The 22,470-nt window shown below is 67.3% G+C and carries 6 protein-coding genes; 2 read left to right on the top strand and 4 right to left on the bottom strand.

All coding sequences use genetic code 11. The features are described 5' to 3' along the window. The 4 genes from AXYL_RS21135 to AXYL_RS21120 form a co-directional block, all read right to left on the bottom strand. Positions 1-924 (bottom strand): ABC transporter permease, encoded by a 924-nt coding sequence (locus AXYL_RS21135; protein WP_013394895.1) that lies wholly within the window; start codon positions 922-924, stop codon positions 1-3. Between the two features lie 162 nt (positions 925-1,086). Next, a complete protein-coding gene (locus AXYL_RS21130; protein WP_013394894.1) occupies positions 1,087-2,619 on the bottom strand; it encodes an ABC transporter substrate-binding protein in 1,533 nt (510 codons plus the stop codon). A 54-nt stretch (positions 2,620-2,673) separates the two neighbouring features. After that, positions 2,674-4,527, bottom strand: coding sequence for a dipeptide ABC transporter ATP-binding protein (locus AXYL_RS21125; protein ID WP_013394893.1), 1,854 nt, complete (start codon positions 4,525-4,527; stop codon positions 2,674-2,676). A gap of 9 nt (positions 4,528-4,536) precedes the next feature. Further along, positions 4,537-5,049, bottom strand: a complete 513-nt coding sequence (locus AXYL_RS21120) for a winged helix DNA-binding protein (protein ID WP_013394892.1) — start codon at positions 5,047-5,049, stop codon at positions 4,537-4,539. Between the two features lie 458 nt (positions 5,050-5,507). Between AXYL_RS21120 and AXYL_RS21115 the strand changes: the two genes are divergently transcribed. Together AXYL_RS21115 and AXYL_RS21110 are read left to right on the top strand one after the other, a co-directional pair. Then, positions 5,508-7,214 (top strand): ShlB/FhaC/HecB family hemolysin secretion/activation protein, encoded by a 1,707-nt coding sequence (locus AXYL_RS21115; protein WP_013394891.1) that lies wholly within the window; start codon positions 5,508-5,510, stop codon positions 7,212-7,214. Positions 7,215-7,269: 55 nt separating this feature from the next. After that, positions 7,270-22,470 carry a hemagglutinin repeat-containing protein gene (locus AXYL_RS21110; RefSeq protein WP_013394890.1) on the top strand — a complete coding sequence of 5,067 codons (15,201 nt, stop codon included), beginning with the start codon at positions 7,270-7,272 and terminating at the stop codon, positions 22,468-22,470.

Below are 22,470 nucleotides of genomic sequence, written 5' to 3'. Positions count from 1 at the left end.
TCAGCGCGTGCGGATGCGGGGGTCGACGATGCCGTAGGCGATGTCGACGATCAGGTTGACCAGGACGATGACGGTGGCCAGCACGGTGACCGTGCCTTGCAACACCGGGTAGTCGCGGCCGGAGATGGCATCGAACGCCAGCGTGCCCAGGCCCGGCCAGTTGAAGACCATTTCAATCACCACGATGCCGCCGATCAAGCCGCCGAACTGCAAGCCCAGGTAGGTGATGAGCGGAATCGCGCAGTTGCGCAGCGCGTGCTTGTACAGCACCACGCGTTCCTTCAGGCCCTTGCTGCGCGCCACCATGATGTATTGCGCCGACAGCGTTTCCAGCATGGTGGTGCGCACCAGGCGGATATTGGTGGCGCTGAGGATGATGGCCATCGTCAGCGAGGGCAGCACCAGGCTGGCGGGACCGCTCCAGCCGGACGGCGGCAATAGCGGGAAGGTGATCGACAGCAGCAGCACCAGCATCAGCGCCAGCCAGAAGTTGGGGAAGGACAACCCCACCAGCGACAGGATGCGGATCGCCTGGTCGGTGGCCTTGCCGCGCTTGATCGCGGCCTGGATGCCCAGCGGCAACGAGATCAGAATGGACGCCAGCAGCGAAGTGAACGCCAGCATCAGCGTGGCGGGCAGGGCGTCGCCAATCAGCTTGGCGACCGAGGTGCCGCCCATGAAGCTGCGGCCGAAATCGCCATGCAGCAGTCCCTGCATATAAGACAGGTATTGCTCGTGGAAGGGGCGGTTCAAGCCCAGCGCCTGGCGGATATTGGCCAGGTCCTGCTCGGTGACGCTGCCCGAGCCCTGGCTGAGCATCAGCGCAGGGTCGCCGGTGAGGCGCACGGCATAGGAGACGAGCAGCGTCACGGCCACGATCACGAAGACGGCCTGCAACACGCGTTTGATGAGAAATCCGGTCATAAATCACCGCCCCGGCTTGCACCGGAACGGGTCGGTGGGGTTAATGCGGCAACGGACATCGCCGACGCTTCAACGTATATCAATCTAGCGGGATGCCGCGGAGCCGGCTTTGCCGGTCCGCAGGCATGCCCCCTGGGGGGAAGCGCGCAGCGCTTCGGGGGGCTACTCTATAGCGGCGTTCAGGAAGCGGAAGCGGATGTCGCCCGGCACTTCCAGGTCCTTCACGCGCTTGTTCACCCCGACAATCGTGTTCAGGCTGTACAGCGGCAGTTCCAGCGCCTGGTCGGCCACGTAGCCGGCGATCTCCTGCAGCATGGCTTCGCGCTTCTTCACGTCGTAGACCGTGCGCTGCGCTTCCAGCATGCCGTTGAGCTTGGCGTCGTTGTCGTACGGGTTCCACTTCTGGCCCGTGTGGTACATCAGGTAGGCCGTGTTGTCGTAGTCGTAGGTCCAGCCGCCCCACTGGTTCTGCCACATCTCGCCGGTCTTGCCGCCCGGGATGATGTCGTTGAGCAGCACGCCGGTTTCATACGGCTTGATCGTGGCGCGCACGCCCACGCCTTGCAGGTAGCCCGACACGGCCTGGGCCACTTCGCGGAAGTTCGAATCGCTGCCGCGCACGTCGATCTGCACGGTGGCGCCCGGCTTCACGCCGGCGGCGGCCAGCAGCTTCTTGGCTTCGGCGGGGTTGAAGGGCAGGGGCTTTTGCTCGGGGTTGTAGCCGAACGATTGCGGGCCCTGGAAGCTGGCGATGGTCTTGGCCTGGCCCAGCAGCAGTTGCTTGACGATGGCGTCGCGGTCCACCGCCATGATCAGCGCGCGGCGCACGTCGCGGTTCTGCGTGATGCCGTTCTTGGTGTTGTAGCGCAGGGCAAAGGCAACCGGGCCGCCCGTGGAGATGACGTCGGCGTTGCCGGACTTCTTCACGGTTTCGATCAGGCCCAGCGGGATCAGGGTGGCGATGTCGATGCGGCCGGCTTGCAGTTCGGCCACTTGGGTGCCGGGCTCGCCGATGAAGCGGTAGACCACCTTGTCCAGCTTGGGCTTGCCGCCCCAGTAGTCGTCGTTGCGCGTCAGCGTCACGTTGACCTTGGGCTGGTAGCTTTCGAACTTGAACGGGCCGGTGCCGACTGGGTTGATGTTGAAGTTGTCCTCGCCCTTTTCCTTGATGTACTTGGGCGGCACGATCATGGCGCCGTAGCCGGCCAGCTTGGTGAGCAGGACGGGATCGGGCTGCTTCAGGATGAAGTCCACGGTGTATTCGTCCACCACCTTGATCTCGCCGATCGAGTCGTAGTTGGCTTTTTGCGGGCCCTTGGCGCCTTCCGCGCCCAACAGGCGCTCGAAGGTGAACTTCACGGCCTCGGCGTTGAAGGGTTCGCCGTTGTGGAACTTGACGCCTTCGCGCAGCTTGAAGCGCAGGCGCTTGTTGTCGTCCAGGTATTCCCAGCTGGTGGCCAGGCCCGGCTGCAGTTTCAGGTCGGCGCCGCGCATGGTCAGGCCGTCATACAGGTTGCTGCCCACCGAACCCCAGAAGGTCACGAAGGTGTCGATCGGATCCCAGCTGCCCGGGTCCTGGTTGATGGCGACATTGAGCGTGCCGGCGGCATGCGCGGTCGAGAAGACGGCGGGCAGCGCGCCGCCCAGCGCCAAAGCCAGGGCGGTGGCGGTGTAGGTTTTGCGTAGGGAGAGCATGTTCAACTCCAGGGACGGGAAGTCGGGTCGGCCGACGTGGAAAGAGGATGCGGCTCAAGCCGCGCGGGCCACCTGGTGGCCGGGCGCGAATTCAACCAGGGGAATGATGGCGGGCTCGTCGCCGACGCGCCGTACCGGGCTGGGGATCTCGCCTTCGATCAGCGAGGTGTCGATGTGGCGGCCGGGCTCGGCCACGGGTACGGCGGCCAGCAGCTTGCGCGTGTACGCGTGCTGCGGCGATTCGAAAATCTGGCGGCGGGTGCCCAGTTCGACGATCTGGCCCAGATACAGGACCGCAACGCGGTGGCTGACCTTTTCCACCACCGCCATGTCGTGCGTGATGAACAGATAGGACAGGCCGCGGTCCTTCTGCAGGTCCATCAGCAGGTTCAGGATCTGCGCCTGGATCGACACGTCCAGCGCCGACACGGATTCGTCGGCGATGATCAGCTTTGGGTTGCTGGCCAGCGCGCGCGCGATGCATACGCGCTGGCGCTGGCCGCCCGAGAATTCATGCGGATAGCGCTTGGCGTGTTCCGGTTTCAGGCCGACCTGTTCCAGCAGTTCGCCGATGCGGCGGGCGATGGCGTCCTCGCCGCTCAGCAGGCCGTGCGTGCGGATCGGCTCGGCGATGCTGAAGGCCACCGTCTTGCGCGGATCCAGCGAAGCGTAGGGATCCTGGAAGATGTACTGGATCTCCTGGCGCAGGCGCTGGCGGCCGGCGCTGTCCATCGAGAAAATGTCCTGGCCGTTGTAGCGCACGGCGCCCGAGGTCGGCGCCACCAGTTGCTGCAGGGTCTTGCCGATGGTGGACTTGCCGCTGCCGGATTCGCCCACCAGCGCCAGCGTTTCACCGGGATAGACGTCGAAGCTCACTTCTTCCACGGCATGCACGCGGTGCGTGACCCGGCCGAAGAAATTGTGGCCCACGTCGAAGCGGGTGGTCAGCTTTTCCACGCGCAGCACCGGTTCGTCGTAGCGCGCCGTGTCCTGTTCGCGGGTCTCGCCCACTTCGCGCAGCGTGTCGCCTTCCAGCACGGTCTGCGGCGTGCGCAGCGGCAGGTCGCGGCCCGTCAGGCTGCCCAGGCGCGGCACCGCCGCCAGCAGCGCGCGGGTGTAGGGATGCTTGGGTGCGTTGAATATTTCGTCCACCGTGCCTTGCTCGACCTTCTTGCCGCGCAGCATCACCACCACGTCGTCGGCCATTTCCGCCACCACGCCCATGTCGTGCGTGATGAAGATCACGGCGGTGCCCAGATCGCGCTGCAGTTCGCGGATGGTGTTCAGGATCTGCGCCTGGATGGTGACGTCCAGCGCCGTGGTCGGCTCGTCGGCGATCAGCAGGCGCGGCTGGCACGACAGCGCCATCGCGATCATCACGCGCTGACGCATGCCGCCCGATAGCTGGTGCGGATAGCGGTCCAGCATCTGCTCGGCGTCGGGCAGGCGCACCTTTTCCAGCAGCTTGCATGCGGACTGGCGCGCGGCCGAGCGCGACAGCTGCTGGTGCAGCATGATGGCCTCGACGATCTGGTCGCCGATGGTGAAGACCGGGTTCAGCGAGGTCATCGGCTCCTGGAAGATCATCGCGATGTCGTTGCCGCGGATGGCGCGCATGTCTTCGTCGGAGGCCGCGGTCAGGTCGATTTCGCGGTCGGCGCTGTCGCGGAACAGGATCTGGCCCGTGGCGATGCGGCCGCTGGTGTAGTCGGTCAGGCGCATGATGGCCATGGACGTGACCGACTTGCCCGAGCCGGATTCGCCGACGATGGCCAGCGTCCGGCCGGGGCGCACCTCGAAATCCAGGTTGTCGACGGCGCGGAACACGCCGTTTTCGGTATTGAAGTCGACCGACACGCCGCGCACGGACAACAGCGGGGCGGAAGTGGATGCAGAAATGCTAGACAACGTGGATTCTCACAGCGAGGTGGCGGCGCGGGCAGCCTGGTCGTACAGGCCCGAAAGGGCGCGCAGGGTGTTGGCCAGCTGATGGCTGGCTTCGTCCGCGGCGGGGGAGTCGATGAAGGGTTTGACGAGGCACTGCTCGCGCACTTCGGCGTAGCGCTGGATCGCAGCTGCGCCAGCGTCGGTCGCCGTGTAGATCACTTCCTTGCCAGTCTTGGCGCTTTGCACCACGCCCAGGCGCTCCAGCTTCTTGAGCGAATAGTTCACCAGGTGGGTGTCTTCGACATTGAGCGTGAAGCAGATGTCCGCCAGTTTCTTGCCCCGGCCGCGATGGAATACGTGGTTCAGCACCAGGATGTCCAGCGAGGTCAGCTCGGGCAGTCCCGCACAGGCCATGCAGCGCACCATCCAGCGGTTGAACGCATGCGAGGCGATGATCAGGCCGAATTCGACTTCGGAAAGCTCGGGAGCTGAAGAGGCCAGGTGGGAGGAGGAAACAATGGCGTCCCGGACGGATACAGGCATGGGCTGGCAGGGGAAGGGGACGGATCGGCGATAAAACGTTGGCGAATTATTGACGATTTGTGGATGTGGCCGTATCCGGGATAACCCGTGTGCAACCGGTATGAACAAGGTGGGCCGCAAGCTTTCGGACGCCCCTTATTTATCCGCTCCAGATGCTCGAATAAAAAGGCTGGCACCAAAAAAGCAGCTGCTGGCGGCGCGGCCGAGCTGTTAGCGTTTTGTTTCATATCAAATCACGCTTGGTCCAATCGTGATAGTTCCGCACCCCGGAACTATGGCATTCATGCCCCAATTAATCAGTCTTTATCTCCTAATTTCATTTAAGTGCTTTGATAGTAGCCTGTATACAATCAGATATTTATTGTAATTAATTGTGCGTTAAGGCAAACTTGGCAAACATTTAGTTTCATACATAGACAACAAGGAGCGCCGCGCACGTCCGCAGGCGCCGTACCGGCATGAATCACTACTGGCGCCTGCGCATGGCCGCGGGCACATTGGCGGCTGGCTTTTTTGCCGCCGGTTCCGGCGCTCAGCCGCTGCCCGAGGCAGCCCTGCGCGCCACCGAGATCGAACGTCGTCAAGAGCAGGAACTGGGGGCGCAGCGCGCCCGCGCGGCCGAACGGCCAGACGTGTTGTCGCCCGCCGGGCCGGCTGCCGGCGGCTTGGTCCTGCCGGTCGAAACGCCTTGCTTCGCCCTGAAGGAAGTCGTCTGGGACGGAGCGCAGCCTGCCGAATCGCTGGCGCGCGCAGCCGATGCCGTGATTGGCCATTGCGTGGGCGGCCTGGGACTGCGGGCCTTGCAGGAACATCTGATCGGCCTGTTGATCGATCGCGGACTCGTCACCGCGCGGGTGGTCGTGCCGGAACAATCGCTGGCTGCGGGCACGCTGACGCTGCGCTACCTGCCGGGCCGCATCTCCGCCGTCAAGGGCGAGGGCGCCATAGGCTGGTGGCGCACGGCCTTGCCCACCGGGCCGGGCGGCGAAGTGAACCAGCGCGACCTGGACCAGGCGCTGGAGAACATCCGCAGGTTGGGCAGCCAGGCCGACGCGGCCATTGACGTCGCTCCCGGACCGGAGCTGGGTGATTCCGACATCCTTATCCGTCCCGGCACCGGCAAGCGCTGGCATGGATACATCGGCGGCGACAACGCCGGTATGGACGCTATCGGCAAGTACCAGGTCAACGCCGGCCTGACCCTGGACTCGCCCTTGTTTCTGTACGACCAGTTGTCGGTGTCATGGAACAGCAATGCGCGCTGGCGCGACGCGGAGTCGAACACGCGCGCGGCTTCCCTGAACTACAGCGTTCCCTTCGGCTACTGGACCTTCTTTGCCGGGGCCAGCAAATCGACCTACCGGCAGACCGTGGCCGGCTTCGATGAACCCATCATCTACGGCGGCACCACCAAGCAGGTGCAGGCGGGCGTCTCGGTGGTGCCGTATCGCGGCGCCACTTACAAGGGCACCTCATCGCTGACCCTGCTGCGCAAGCGCACCACCAGCACGCTCAACGATGTGGACATCGAAGTGCAGCGGCGCGACGTCACCGGCTACGAGTTCAACCTGGGGCATCGCCACTATTTGGGCCGCGCCGCGTTGGACATCGGCGGGGGCGTGCGCGGCACGCTCGCCGGGCTGTCCGACCGGCCCGGCTATGTCTATGGCGATCCGGACTGGAACGGGCGCAGCACCATCGTTTCGGCCAACGCCGGCCTGCATCTGCCGTTCGAGCTGGCGGAGCAGCCCTGGGCCTACCAATTGAACTGGCAGATCCAGCACGCCAAGACGCCCATCGTGCCGTCCGACTACTTCACCATCGGCAACCGCTATGCGGTGCGGGGTTTCGACGGCCAGATGACGCTGGCCGCCGAGGACGGCTGGACCTTGCGCAACGACTTGTCGCTGAGCCTGGACAAGCTGCTGCGCGTGCCTGGCCACCAGTTGTACACGGGTCTGGACGTGGGCCGGGTGGGCGGTCCGTCGGCGGCGTCGCTGTCTGGCCGCACGCTGGTCGGCGCCGTGGCCGGGCTGCGCGGACGGATCGCCATGCCCTATGTCAATGCCAGCTATGACCTGTCCGCCGGCTGGCCGCTGAAAAAGCCTGAATCCCTGAAAACCGCCTCGACCGTGTTCGCGGCGGTGCTGATGTTCGAGTTCTGACCTGGCGGCCGCGTGCCGCCTGACCGCCGTCCATTCTTAGTCCACCCGGATACGCATGATGTCCAAGCTTCGCTCCCTGATCGTCTGGTCCGTCGTCTTTACCCAGGTCTGGTCGCCAGTGCTGGCGCAGACCTTGCCGATCTCGGTGGACAAGAGCGTGGCAGGCGCGAAGCCTTCCGTTGGCGTCAGCAACGGCGTGCCCGTCATCAACATCGCGCCGCCTTCGGCCGGCGGCGTGTCCAACAACCGCTACACGCAATTCAACGTCGGTCCGTCCGGCGCGGTGCTCAACAACAGCGGCGGCGCCAGCCAGACCCAGTTGGCGGGGCAGGTGGGCGGCAATCCCATGCTGGGCAACCAGCGCGCCAGCACCATTCTCAACCAGGTCACCGCGCCCAATCCGTCGCAACTGCTGGGCACCCTGGAAGTGGCCGGCAACCGGGCCAATGTGATCGTCGCCAACCCGGCAGGCATCACCTGCAACGGCTGCGGTTTTCTGAATGCGGACCGCGCCACCCTGACCACGGGCAAACCGCAGGTCGGGCCTGACGGCAGCATCGGTTTCGATATCGCTTCCGGCAAGATCCGCATCGATGGCGCCGGCCTGAACGGCGCCAATCTCAGCCAGGTGGATCTCCTGGCGCGCACGCTGGAGATCAATGCCGACGTCTGGGCCGACAAGCTCAACGTGACCGCGGGCGCGGCGCGCGTCGATTACGCCTCCGGGGCCGTTTCGGCGCAGGCAGGGGAAGGCGCGGCGCCCGAAGTGGCGCTGGATACCGCGGCGCTGGGCGGCATGTATGCCAACAGCGTGCGCCTGATCGGCACCGAGGCTGGGGTGGGCGTGAACATCGGCGGCAACCTGGTGGCCCTGACCGGCGATCTGCAAGTCACGGCGGCGGGCGACGTCCGCATCGCGCCGCGCGGCACGGCGCAGGCAGCCGGCAATCTGCGCGTGGACAGCGGCCGCGATCTGGCCGTGCAAGGCGCGGCGCAGGCCGGCGCAACAGCCGCGCTCGCGGCTGCGCGCGACGTGTCCGTGCAGGGCGCCGTGGGCGCGGGCGGCTCCTTGAATGTGGAGGCCGGCGGCGATGTCGCGGTGGGCGCGCAGGGCAGCCTGCGCACGCAGGGCGCCTTACGCGTGGCCGCGGGCAAGGACCTTTCTCTGTCGGGAGGTCTGCTGACTTCGGACCAGGACCTGCGCGCGCAATCGGGGCGCAACCTGAAGGTGGCGGGACAGGCTGTCGTGCCGCAACCAGGGCAAGGCGGCGGCACGGGCGCGGGGACCGGCACCGGCACGGGAGCCGGCAATGGCACGGGGTCGGGTTCGGGAACTGGCACGGGTTCCGGCTCGGACTCCGGCACCGGCGCGGAACCCGGCAAGACGCCTGAACCGGCTGCGCCGGGGGAACAAAGCGGCGGCGTCTCCACGGCGGGCGGCGTGGTGTCCGCGAAGGAAGGCGTCACGTTGCAGGCGGGGCGCGACATGCTGCTGTCGCGTCAGGTGTACGCATCTGGCGCGCTGCAGGCGCAGGCCGGCGCGGACGCGGTATCGGAGGCCGGCGCGCAACTGCAATCCGGACGCGGCATGGCGATACGCGCGGGCCAGGGCGTCACGTTGGCTGGCGCGGCCTTGACCGATGGCGCGATGCTGATCGAGTCCACGCGCGACCTGCGCCTGGACGGCAGCGCGCTGGCCTACGGCGGCGCGCTGGATCTGAAGAGCGGCGGCGATCTGCGCATGGGCGCGGCCAGCAAGGCGCAGGGCAAGCGTGTCGGGCTGGACGCGGCGCGCGATCTGCGGGCCGATGGCGAACTGGTGTCTGAGAACGCGGCCGGATTGAAGGCCGGACGCGAGGCCGCGGTGGGCGCGCGAGTGCTGGCGCGCGGCGACCTGGACCTGAGCGCGCAAGGCGCGACGGCCGTCACGGGGCAACTGGAAGCCCTGGGGCGCGCGCGGCTGCAGTCCGGGGCAGGCATTGCGCTCACGGGCAGTCTCAGCGGCAATCAGGGTGTGGACCTGCGCGCGGCGGGTCCGCTCGCCATCAGCGGCGCGGTGGGCGCGGCGGCAGGCGAGCTGAACCTGGCGTCTGGCGAAGACCTCTCCGTCAGCGGCAGCGCGCAGGCCGGTGGGCCGGTGGTGCTGCGCACGCTGGGCGCGCTGAACGTGGCGGGCACGGTGTCCTCGCTGGCGGGGCTGACGGCCCAGGCGGCGGGCGATGCCACGGTCAACGGCAAGCTGCTGGCCGGCGGTCCGCTGCTGCTGGCAGCGATAGGCCAGGTGGCGGCGGGTGCGGATTCGCGCCTGCAGTCGGACGGCGCCATGCAGCTGCGCGCGGGCCAGAGCCTGTCCGTGGCAGGCATGGCGGAAACCAATGCCGGCCTGACGCTGGGCGCGGGCCGCGATTTGCGCGTGGATGGCGCGGCATTGGCCTATGGCGGCCAACTGTCGATGAACGCCGGCAACGATCTGCGTTTGACCCACGCCAGCCGCGCACAGGGCGAGGGCGTGTCGGCGCGCGCGGGCGGCGATCTGCAAGCGGACGGCGCAATCGCTGCGCGCGGCGACGTCGAGCTGATGGCGGGGCGCGATGCGCAGCTTGGCGGCAAGACGGTCGCTACCCGCGACGTGACGCTGGATAGCGGAGGCAATCTGACGATCGCGCAGGGCGCGTTGCTGGAGGCGGAACGCGCGGCGCAGATCAAGGCCGGACAAGACGCGGCGCTGGCCGGCGCGGTGCGCACCAATCAGGGCATAGGCGTCGAAGCCGGGGGCAAGCTGCGCCTGGACGGCGAAACGTCTTCTGTCGCTGGCGCAATCGATCTGCTCGCGGGCGGAGATCTGTCGGTGGGCGCGCAGGGCAAGGCATACGCGGGCGGCGCGCTGAGCGGCGCAAGCGGCGGCGCCTTGCGGGTGGCCGGCGAACTGGCGGGCCAAGGCGGCCTGAGCCTGGCATCGGCAGGCGGCGCGACAGTGGACGGCCGGCTGTTGTCCGGCGATGTCTTGTCGCTGCGCGCAGGCACGGACCTGGGCACGGGATCCGCGGCGCAACTGCAATCCTCCAAGGGCATGACGTTGAGCGCGGGCCAGGATGCCCAGCTCGCGGGCATCGCCTTGAGCGACGGGGGCATATCGATAGACGCCACGCGCGGGCTGCGCCTGGACGGCAGCGCGCTGGCCTACGGCGGCGGCTTGTCGATGAGCGCCGGTCGTGATCTGTGGCTGGGCGATATCAGCAAGACCCAGGGCAAGGGCATTAGCGCCCTCGCGGGACGGGATCTCGACGTGGGTGGCGAGATGGTGGCGCTGGGCTCCGTGGCGCTGACCGCGGGCCGCGATGCAGCTATCGGCGCGAAACTCAGCGCCGACGGGGGCCTGACGCTGCGCGCCCAAGACACGGCAAAGGTCACGGGCCAGCTGGAAGCGACGGGCAGCGCAAGCCTGCAAGCCGGCGGCGATGTGGCGCTGTCGGGCAGCCTGCTCAGCAACCAGGGCACGGAAATGCGGGCGGGAGGCGCGCTGGATGTCAGCGGCACGGCCGGCGCGGCACAGGGCGCATTGAGCCTGGCCTCGGGTGGCGACATGACCGTGGGCGGCAACGCGCAATCCGGCGGTCCCTTGTCCATGGTCGCCAAGGGCGCGCTGAACGTGTCAGGCACGGTGTCCTCGCTGGCTGGGCTGACGGCCCAGGCTGCGGGCGATGCCACGATCAACGGCAAGCTGCGGGCCGGCGGCCCACTGCTGTTGGAAACGATAGGCCAGCTGGTTGCGGGCGCAGATGCGCGCCTGCAATCGGAAGACGCCATGCAGTTGCGCGCTCGCCAAGACTTGATTCTGGCGGGTCAGGCGGAAGCCAACAAGAGCTTGACGCTGAATGCCGCGCGCGACCTGCGCGTGGACGGCGCGGCATTGGCCTACGGCGGCCAACTGGCCATGGACGCGGGCAAAGATCTGCGCCTGGACCACGCCAGCCGCACGCAGGGCGAGGGCGTGACCGCGCGTGCCGGCGGCGATCTGCTGGCGGACGGCGCCATGGCGTCGCGCGGCGATATCGCATTGATTGCGGGCCGCGATGCCAGCCTGGGCGGCAAGACCGTGGCCGCGGGCGACCTGAAGCTCGATAGCGGGCGTAATCTGACCCTCGCCCAAAGCGCTCAACTGGACGCGGAAGGCAAGGCGCAACTCAAGGCGGGGCAGGACGCGACGCTGGCGGGCGCACTGCGCAGCAACCAGGGCAACCGCATCGAAGCGGGGGGCGCCTTGCGCCTGGACGGCGCGACCTCGGCAGCATCGGGCGGAATCGACCTGCTGGCCGGAGGCGACCTGACAATAGGCGCCAGCGGCAAGGCGTTGGCAGGCGGCACGCTGCGCGGCGAGAGCGGCGGCGAATTGTCGGTGGCTGGCGAGCTGGCCAGCCAGGGCGCATTGACCCTGGTGTCGGCAGGCGGCGCAACGGTGGACGGCAAGCTGTTGTCCGGCGACGCCTTGTCGTTGCAGGCAGGCAAGGACCTGCGCACGGGATCCGCGGCGCAACTGCAATCGTCCAAAAACATGACGTTGAGCGCAGGCCAGGACGCCAGCCTCGCGGGCGCCGCCTTGAGCGACGGCGGCATCGCGATCGACGCGGCGCGCGATCTGCGCGTGGACGGCAGCGCGCTTGCCTATGGCGGCGAGCTCTTCATGAATGCCGGCAGCGACCTGCTGCTGGGCAATGCCAGCAAGACCCAAGGCAAGGGCGTCACGGCGCAAGCGACGCGCGACCTCATCGCCGGCGGTGAAATGGTGGCGGCGGGATCGGCCACCCTGACGGCAGGCCGCGACGCGGTGTTCGGCGCCAAGCTGGGCGCCGACGGCGACCTGACGCTGCGCGCGCAAGAGACGGCGAAAGTCACGGGTCAGTTGCAAGCGACGGGCGCTGCCAGCCTGCAGACCGGCGGCAATGTGGCGCTGTCGGGCAGCCTGCTCAGCAACCAGGGCACGGAACTGCGTGCGGGAGGCGCGCTGGATGTCAGCGGCACGGCCGGCGCGGCACAGGGCGCGCTGACACTGGCCGCGGACGGTGACATGACGGTGGGCGGCAATGCGCAAGCAGGCGGCCCCTTGTCCATGATCACGAAGGGCGCGTTGAACGTTGCTGGCACGGCGTCCTCGCTGGCCGGGTTGACGGCGCAAGCGGGAACCGACGCCACCATTACGGGCAAGCTGCTGGCCGGCGGTCCGCTGCTGCTGGAGGCGATAGGACAACTGCTGGCCGGCGCGGATGCGCGCCTGCAATCGGAAGGCGCCATGGCCTTGCGCGCGGGGCAGGACCTGGTCCTGGCCGGAGAGGCGGAAACCAACAAGGGCCTGACGCTGGAGGCCGGGCGCGATGTGCGGGTGGACGGCGCGGCGCTGGCCTACGGCGGCCAATTGGTCATGAACGCGGGCAACGATCTGCGCCTGGCCGACGCCAGCCGCACGCAGGGCGCAGGCGTGTCGGGGAGCGCCAAGGGCGATGTGCAAGCGGGCGGCGCGATGGCCGCGCGTGGCGACATCGTGTTGAACGCGGGACGCGACGCGCGTATCGACAGCAAGGCCGCGGCCACTGGCAACATCTCGCTGATTGCCGCGCGCGACCTTGTCATGGGCAAGACGGCGCAATGGGACGCCGAAGGTTCGTCGCGGGCCCAGGCCGGCAACGACATGACGCTGGCCGGCGCCTGGCGCGGCAACGGCGATATGAGCATGGATGCCACTGGCAAGCTGTCCGTGGACGGCACGCTTGCCGCCAGCGCCGGCGGCCTGAGCTTGAACGCCGGCGGCGATCTGTCGATGAGCGGGCTGGCGCGGGTCGCGGCCAAGGGCGCGGTCAGCGTCACGACGCTAGGCGATCTCCGCGTGGCGGGCGCGCTTAGTTCCCTGGACGCCCTGACCCTTCAGGCCGCGCGCAACGCGGCCGTGGCGGGACAGGTCTACGCCGCGCGCGGCCTGGACCTGAAGGCGGGCCAGGCGCTGACGGCGGCTAGCGGTTCGCATCTGCAATCCGACGCATCGATGACGCTCCAGGCCGGGCAGGATCTGAACCTCGCCGGCACGGCGCTGGCCGAAGGCGGCATGTCGCTGGACGCCGCGCGCGACCTGCGCGTGGAGGGCAACGCGCTCGCCTATGGCGGCGCGCTGCGGCTCAAGAGCGGCAACGACCTGTTGCTTGGGGCGGGCAGCCAGCTGCAGGGCAAGGGCGTGCAGGCCGACGCCGGCCGCGATCTGGCGCTGGGCGGCGTTCTGGTGTCCACCGCGGGCGCGGAACTACAGGCTGTGCGCGATGCGCGCGCGGATGGCAAGCTGGGCGCCGACGGCGCGCTGGATTTCAGCGCCAGGGGCAATCTGCGCATCGGCGCGGCGGCGCAGCTGGACGCCTCGGAGCAGGCGCGGATCGCGGCCGCGGGCAATCTGGAGATGGCCGGGGTCATGCGCGGCGACAAGGGCGCCAGCCTGACCGCCGGGGGCCGCCTGGATCTGTCCGGCACGGCAGCATCCGCCAACGGCGCCCTGGACCTGATCGCAGGCGAAGACCTGGCCCTGTCGGCCGGCAGCCGCGCCTTGTCCGGCGGCGCGCTGCAAGCGCGCGCGGGCGGTTCGCTGACGGCGGCCGGCACGATTTCCTCGCTGGCCGATCTGATCCTGGACGCGGTTGCCGATATCCGCCTCGAAGGCCAGAACCTCGCGGCCGGCAAGCTGGCGCTTCAGGCCGGCGGCGCGCTGGCCACCAGCGCGGACGCGCGTCTGCAGGCCGATGGCTCGGTCGATGTGCAGGCCGATAGCGCCACGCTGGCAGGCACGCTGGTGGCGGGCCAATCCGCGGCGCTGCGGATCGACAAGGATCTGGCAGTGGACGGCACGGTCCTGGCCGATGCGGGCGCGCTCACCGTGAATAGCGGCGGCGCCATGACGCTGGGCGGCGCAAGCGCGCTGCAGGCGGGCGGACTGTTGGCGGCGCAGGCTGGCGGCAAGCTGCTGGCCAACGGCACGATTTCGGGCGAGCAGGACATCACGCTGAAGGCCGGCACGGACGCCGAACTGAACGGCAAGACCGTCGCCAACGGCACCCTGCGCGCGGATGCGGCCTGGGATCTCACCATCGGCCAGGCGGGTTTGGCCCAGGGCAGCAGCAAGCTGCTGCTGGGCGCGGGCCAGGACCTGCGCATCGCAGGCACGGCCGGCACCGCCACGGGCGCAGGCGCCGCGGGCGGCACGTTGCAGGCGCAGGCTGGGCGCGACCTGTTCATCACGGGCACGGCGACCGCCGGCTCGCCCATCGTCCTGGGCGCGCAGCGCGATATCCGCATCGACGGCATCGCCACGGCGCTGGAAGGCGGCCTGACGGCCGACGCGGGCGCGAACCTGCTGGTCGGTGCAGGCGGCAGGATGCAGGCCTCCGACGGGCTCAGCGCGCGCGCAGGCGCCAACCTGGGGTCCGACGGCGTCATTGCCTCGGGCGGCGGCCTGACGCTCGCCGCAAGTGGAGACGTCCTGCTGGGCGGCCTTGCCGCTGCCTTGGGCGAACGCGCGGCGGGCAATGCCTCGATCACAGCCGGACGCGATCTCATCGTCAAGCAGAACGGCCAGTTGCAAGCCGCAGGCACGCTGACTGCCCGCGCCGACCGCGACCTGTATGCAACGGGCGCCTTGAGTTCGGTGGGCGACATGCTGCTGGCCGCCGCGCGCGACGCGCGGGTAGACGGCACCGCCGCGACCGACGCCAACCTGACGCTGACGGGCCGCAACGTAGCCGTGGGCGCGGCGGGGCTGGCGCAGGCCGGCCGTACTCTGACTGCGACCGCCCAAGAGGCGTTGCAGGCGGCCGGACGCATGCTGGCCGGCGGTTCGCAAACGCTGACCGCGGGCGACAAGATCACGGTCGACGGTACCGTCGCCGCCTTGCAAGGCGATCTGTCCTTGACCGCGCAGCGCGGCGACATCGCGCTGGGCGCGGCTTCGCGCCTGCAGGCCGGGGGCGGTCTGACCGCGCTGGCGGGCGGCGCGCTCACCGCGTTCGGCTCGGCCGCGGCGGAACAAGGCATGACGCTGCGGGCAGGCACGGACGCAACGCTGGGCGGTGTCGCCGCCACGCAGGCGGGCGCACTGATCGCCAGCGCCGGCGGCAAGCTCACCGTCACGGCGGACGGCCGCTTGCAGTCCGGTGCGGGATTGGATCTGAGCGCCGGCGGCGCGCTGCTCAACGCGGGCGTCGCGTCCGCGGGCACGCAGGCCAAGCTGTGGGCCGGATCCACGCTGGACAACACTGGATCGGTGTTGGCCGGCGGCGACCTCATCGCAACCGCCTTGGGACAACTCTCCAACGCCGGCCGTTTCGTGGCGGGCGTGGGCGCCGACGGCGCGCTCAGCCAGCCGGGCAGCATCACGCTGACGGGAGGCTCCATTGTCCACGGCGGCACCAGCCTGGCCGGCAAGGACCTGAGCTTGTCCGGGGGCAGCTTGAATCTGGCGGGCGGCAAGCTGTCCGCCATCGGCAAGGTCACGCTAGCCACGCCAGGCGACGTCGACAGCCGCAACGCGGTGGTGCAAGGCGGCGCCCTGGCTATCAACGCCGCCAATCTTCATAACCAGGGCGGCAAGCTGACTTCGACCGGCGATGCGACCATCAAGCTGGGCGGCACGCTGAACAACACAGGCGGCGTGATCGCCGCGGCCGGCGATGCGCGCATCGAAGCCGCAAGCGTCGTCAACCGCGACGGCACGCTGGCCGCCCGCGACCTGACCATTACCGCCACCGGCGCGGTGGACAACCGTGGCGGCCTGATCCAGGCCGACAACCTGCTGACCTTGAACGCAGCCAGCCTGGACAACAGCGGCACGCTGACCGCGGCCGGCGCCCCGCCCAAGGGCGTGCTGGGCAAGGTCGTCTCCATCGTGGCGGACCGCGTCAACAACCAGGGCGGCTCCATCGAGGCGATCGAGAACCTGAGCCTGGGCGCCAAGGAACTGGACAACACGGGCGGCACCATCGCTTCCCAGGGCAGCGCGCGTATCGACGCCGACACGCTCAAGAACACGCAGGGCACGCTGCAAGCCGGCAAGAGCCTGACCGTCATCGCGCAAGTATTGCAGGGGCTGGGCGTGCTGCAATCCGCGGGTGACCTGTCGTTCGCGTATGCCGGCTCCCTCAACCAGGAAGGCGACATCTCCAGCGGTCGCGACCTCAATCTATCGTTGGGCGGCGCGCTGGACAACCGCGCCAAGATCAGCGCCGGCCGCGACCTGAGCATCTCGGCGGACTCGCTGAACAACCAGGCTTCCGGCCAATTGCTGGCCGGCGGCCAGAACCGCATCACGGTGACGCAGGGCCTGACCAACGCCGGCCTCATCGACGGCGCTTCGACCCGCATCACCGCGGGCCGCGTCGACAACACCGGCCGCATCTACGGCGATGCCGTGTCGATCCAGGCAGGCACGCTGGTCAACGGTGCAGGCGCGGGCGGCGGAGCCGTCATCGCATCGCGCGGGAGCATGGACCTGGGCGTGGGCTCGCTGGTCAACCGCGACCACGCGCTGGTCTACGCGGGCGCCGACCTGCGCATCGGCGGCGCGCTGGACGCCGCCGGCCGCGCCATCGGCCAGGCCGGTTCGCTCCTGAACGCGTCCGCCACTATTGAAGCGGCAGGCAATGCCGACATCTCGGCCGCGTCCATCCGCAACCAGAACGACCGCTACAGCAACGAAACGGTGCAGGTGTCCAGCACGTCCAAGGTGTACTTCACCCCGGCGGGTACCACCGACATGTACGACGCCGAGACCAATTGGCTGTGCGACGAAGTGACGCCTATGTGCAGCAAGGATCCGGCCTGGCTGAACGATGATCCGGAACGCATGTTCCTGCTGCCGTCCACCCAGTATCCGGCGTCGCGCTATGGACCGCCGTTCGACTACACGCCGAGCAAGAAGGGCAGGGGCGGCGAGACTTCGCCCATTACGCCGACCTATACCCCTCCCGACGTCGGGTGCAGCGGCGGCGATGCGGCCGACCTTTGCTGGGACCGGCCGGAGAAATTCCTTTACGGTTCCGGAGAGCGCATCTGGTCTGTCTTCGGTGTCACGCCTCCGGCCGGCCCCATGCCGGTCTGGGTTCCGCCGCTGTATGACAACTGCGCGATTATCGATGGCTGCGCAGCCGAGAAAGCGCGCCGCAAGGCTTACGAAGAAGCCTACGCCGCCTACAAGGCGCCGCACATGGAGTTGGAAGCGCGCATCCGGGCATTCAACGCCGACTTCAACAACCGCCTGGTCGGCACGTTCACCTATTACCAGGTGCAGGAGACCGTTACCGAGACCCGTACCCTCTCGTCCGACCCCGGCAAGATCCTGTCGGGTGGGGCCATGACGCTCACGGGCTCAGTCACCAATGACAAGAGCCAGATCGCCGCAGGCGGCGCGCTCACGGTGGCCGGTCCCGCCATCAACAACATCGGCGCGGGCGGTGAACGTACCGTCACGCGGACGGGGACCATGACGGTTACCCAGGCGCGTTCGCGCGACCGCAAGGAATACTCCGAGGCTTACAACGCCACCCTCGCGGGCCAGCCCATCGAACTGCCGGTCGGCACCTCCGGCGGCAACGTCGCCGTCCAGCTCAACGGCTCCCGACCCGGCGCCAGCAATGGCGGCGCCGCGCCTGGACCAGTGCTGGTCGCCAGCGTCGGCCTGCCTGGCGGCACGGTGGTGCGCACTGTCTCCCATCCTGCCGGCATTCCGGACAGCCAGCTCTACACCGTCAATGGCAGGCCGGATGCGCCTTACGTCGTCGCCACCGATCCGCGTTTCGTCGGCCAGCGTCCGACCGTCTCCAGCGACTACCTGCTGGACCTGCTGAGCCAGCCGGGCGCGCTGCCTGGCACCAGCATCGGCAACGGCGTCGGCTCGGGCGGCGGCGTGACGGGCGTACGCAACGACCAACCCGGCGCGGCCGGCACGGTCAATGCCGGCGTTGGCGCGGGCTCGGTCTCGACTTCGGGCCAGGGCGGCGCTACTGTCGGCGCCAGCAACGGCCTGCAAGGCCAGCGCCTGGACGACCAAGGCAACTCCGGAGCCGTCAATGCCGGCGTCGGCGCGGGTTCGGTCTCGAACGCGGGTCAGGCCGGCGCCACGGTCGGCGCCAATAGCGGCCTGGACGGCCAGCGCTTGGACGCGCAAGGCGCATCCGGCCTCGCCGGCGCCGCGCTCGGCGCGGGCGGCTCGCTCTCTGCCAGCGGCGCCACCGCCGCAGCCGACGGCCAGAACCTGTCCGGCGCGCGCCTGGGCAGCTGGGATTCGCTGGTGCCCGCGGGCGCCAAATTCCTGACGCCCTCGGGCCAACCCAAGCGCCTGGGCGACGGCTTCTATGAACAGAAGCTCGTGTCCGACCAGATCCTGGCCACCACCGGCCAGCGCTTCCTCGACAAGTACAGTGACAACGACAGCCAGTACAAGGCCCTGCTCGCTGCCGGTGCGCAGTTCGCCCGCGACAACGGCATCCAGCTCGGCGTGGCGCTGACCGAGGCGCAGCAGCGCCAACTCAGCACTGACCTGGTCTGGCTGGTCGAACAGACCGTCACGCTGCCCGACGGCACCACCGAGACCGTGCTGGTTCCGCAGGTCTACCTGCTGGTGCGCGAAGGCGACCTGAAGGGCGACGGCACCCTCATGGCCGGCCGCAACGTCAAGCTGGAAGCCGAAGGCGACATCGTCAACAGCGGCACCATCGGCGCGCGCGAAGCCACCGTCATGACCGCCGGCAACATCGTCAACCAGGGCGGCGGCCTGATCCAGGGCTCCACCGTCGACCTCGCCGCGCGCGAGGACCTGACCAATCTGGTGTCGCTGATCAAGGGCGACAACGTCGCCCTGAAGGCGGGACGAGACATCGCCCTGACGTCCACCGCGGCCTCCGAGAACTTCGGCAGCACCTGGGGCACGCACGTCAGCGGCGTGGCCCGCGTCGACGCAGGCAACCTCAACATGCAGGCTGGCCGCGACATCACGCTGACCGCGGCGCAAGTCTCGGTCAAGGATGACGCGCGCCTGCAGGCCGGGCGTGACATCGCCCTGGAAACGCTTACGGAGAGCCACGGCGAATCGCTGGTCTTGAAGAAGAACAACCGCCACGACCTGAGCACCAGCTCCGAAGTCAGCTCGACCATCGCGGCGGGCGGCAATCTCACGTTGGTCGCGGGCCAGGACGTCAATGCGCGTGCGGCCGAAGTCACTGCTGGCAAGCAGCTGGCGGTGGGCGCGGGACGCGACATCAACCTGGTCGCCGGGGTGGAAACCGGCTCGGCTTATGACGAGGTTCGCTACAAGACCAAGAGCTTCCTGTCGTCCAAGACCACGCACACCATCTCCTCCAGCGACTGGGAACAGGCCAAGGGGTCGACCTTTACCGGTGACACGGCGGTGTTGATGGCTGGGCGGGATTTGAATGTGGTGGGGTCGAATGTCATCGGGGACAACGACGTCACGCTGATGGCGAATCGGGACATCAACATTGCCGCAGCGACCGAGTCGTACAAGGACTACCAGTACGAGAAGGTGACCAAGTCTGGCTTTGGCGGTGGCGGTGGCTTCAGCGTCGGTTATAGCAAGCAGCAACGAACCGACTGGATGAAGGGCGAAAGCGGAGGCTACTCCAGCAGCACTGTCGGCAGCGTGGGCGGCAATCTGACCATCGACGCCGGGCGCGACGTGGGAATCTTCGCCAGCAACGTACTGGCGCAGGACGGAGATATCTCGATCAGCGGCCGCAATGTGGCGATCATCGCTGGCGTCGGTGAAGCCCGTCAGCACGAGTACCACGAGTTCAAGCAATCCGGAATCACGATAGGCGTGGCGGGCGGCGTGCTCGGTGCCGCCCAACAGATACACGGCACGCTCAAACAGGCAGACGATGCCAAGAGCGGCCGCCTGGCCGCGGTCAAAGTGGGCCAGGCCGCCTATCAGGCGGTGCAGGCCAATCGCATGCTGGAGGCTGCAGAAGGAACCAATGCCACGGCAGCGGATAAGGAGAACGCCAGCGCGCAGATCCAGATTAGCGTAGGCGCCAGCAAATCGGTCAGCGAAACGAAGCGCACGCAGGAGTCGGTATTCGGCTCTTCCGTCATGGGAGGCGGCAATGTCTCCATCGTGGCCTTGGGTGAGCGAGGCGTTCCGGGCTCGGGCAATTTGTCCATCATCGGAAGCGATGTCACTGGCAAGAACGTGCTGCTTGGAGCCACGAACGATCTTTCGCTGCTGAGCCAGGCACAGAGTTCCACGGAGACCTCAACCAACAAGAACAGCGGGTGGAAGGTGGGCGTGGGCATTGGCGTATCCGACAGCGGTAGCGGTGGCGGCATCAACATCTTCGCCAGCGGTTACATGGGCAGTGGCAACGCCAAGGGCAACGGCACGACGTACCGCGAAACCCAGATCAGCGCCCGGGACAACCTGACGCTGACTTCGGGCCGCGACACGTTGCTGGAAGGCGCGCAAGCGCGCGCCGACAGCATCCGCGCAGACATCGGCAGGAATCTGACCATAGCCAGCCAGCAGGACACGGACCGCTACAACGCCAAGCAGAAACAGGCCAACGCGGGCGGCAGCTTCAGCTTCGGTTCCATGACGGGCAGCGCCTACATCGGCGCCAGCACGGGCAAGACCAAGTCGAACTACGACAGCGTGATTGAGCAGTCCGGACTGTATGCGGGTTCGGGCGGCTTCGACGTCTCCGTGGGCAAACATACCCAGCTCGACGGCGCGGTGATCGCCAGCGATGCCGATGCCGCGAAGAACAGGCTGTCGACGGAAACGTTGGGCTTTACCGACCTGAAGAACAAGGCCGAGTACAAGTCCACCACCGTGGGCGTGAATCTGGGCATGTCAGGAGCCTTCGACGTTGCCAACAAGGGCGGCGCAAACAAGGGGGGACCGTCGGGCTTCAGCTTCGGCCAAACCAGCGGCAGCGATTCCGGCACTACCTACGCTGCGATTGCTCCGGGCACGATTGAGGTGCGTTCGGACAAGGACAGCGGCCGGGATAGCACGGCGGGGCTTAGTCGGGATACTGCTGGCGCGAACGGCAGCATTGGGCAGATCTTCGACAAGGACAAGGTCCGCGAGCAGTTGGAGTTCCAGCAAGCCTTCGGCCAGTTGGGGATGCAGCTTGCGGGGGATGCGCTGAAGACCCTAAAGGAGAAGGATCCGGATCTTTGGGGGGAAGGTAAGCCGGGCGCGATCGGGTTGCATGCGGCAGTGGCGGGGATTGCTGCGGCGTTGGGCGGGGGAAATGTAGCTGGGGCTATTGCGGGCACGGTTGCGGGAGATCTTGCAACCAGCTTGGTTAAGGAGCAAGTGGAACAAGCCGTTGCGGGCTTGTCAGGCGAAGCGCGAGAGCAAGTTACCAGGGTGATTCTCAACGTCATCGGTAGTGCGGCTGGCGGGGCTGCTGGTGGGCTCAGTGGAGCAGGGGGGGCCTCCGTTGCGGACATGTACAACCGGCAATTGCATCCCGAAGAAAGGGCGGTCGCAAAAAAAATTGCCGATGCCATACGCGCGAAAGGTGGAGATGTTTCGCTTGAATATATTGAAGATCAAATGCGCCAGATGAGTTTCGTGATCGGAGGCACGACTTATCCTGGGGTACCTGATGTTCAGATTGGTGGTGTGACGCAAACTGACTCGGGAGCCGTATGGTCAAATGAGGCTGGCTCGGTTGTCTATGTTCAGAAAGCGGGAAAGGTGGATCCGGCTATTCAGGCATTCATAGCTGATTTCGTAAATAAAAGTGAAATTCCATATATGGCCCAGTATTTGCCTGCTCCGATTTTTCGTGATACTAGTCCACGAACAGGCTATATTCCAATTGATGATACTGTGGCTAGGTACTGCGCAACAGCCGAATGTGTAGCTGGTTTGGCTCCGAACATGACTCAGCTGGGTCATGTTCAACAGGCGATTCGAGCTGCAGATAACGCCGCTTGGGTGTCGAGTATGGCCGGGAGAATCGCTGCTGCAGCAACTGCCGCGGGAAATGCCCCAGTTGCTGGTGCCGCCACCGCGATAGGTGCTGCAAGTAGTCTGTTCGAGCAAATGGTGAGGCCAAATTGGAAAAAATCTGTAAGTGATTCGACCGTTGATATGGTAGGCGCTTTTGCGTCAGATAGATATCCAGTGCTTGCGCCCGCTATTAATGAGCTTGCGGAGTTGGTAAAAAGCAATGGTTATTTGAATAGTGTTGGTAGGAGATGA

This window comes from Achromobacter xylosoxidans A8, from assembly GCF_000165835.1.
Classification (GTDB): domain Bacteria; phylum Pseudomonadota; class Gammaproteobacteria; order Burkholderiales; family Burkholderiaceae_B; genus Achromobacter; species Achromobacter xylosoxidans_B.
The sequence above is the reverse complement of the archived record's forward strand: the minus strand, read 5'-3'. Positions and strand labels throughout refer to the sequence as shown.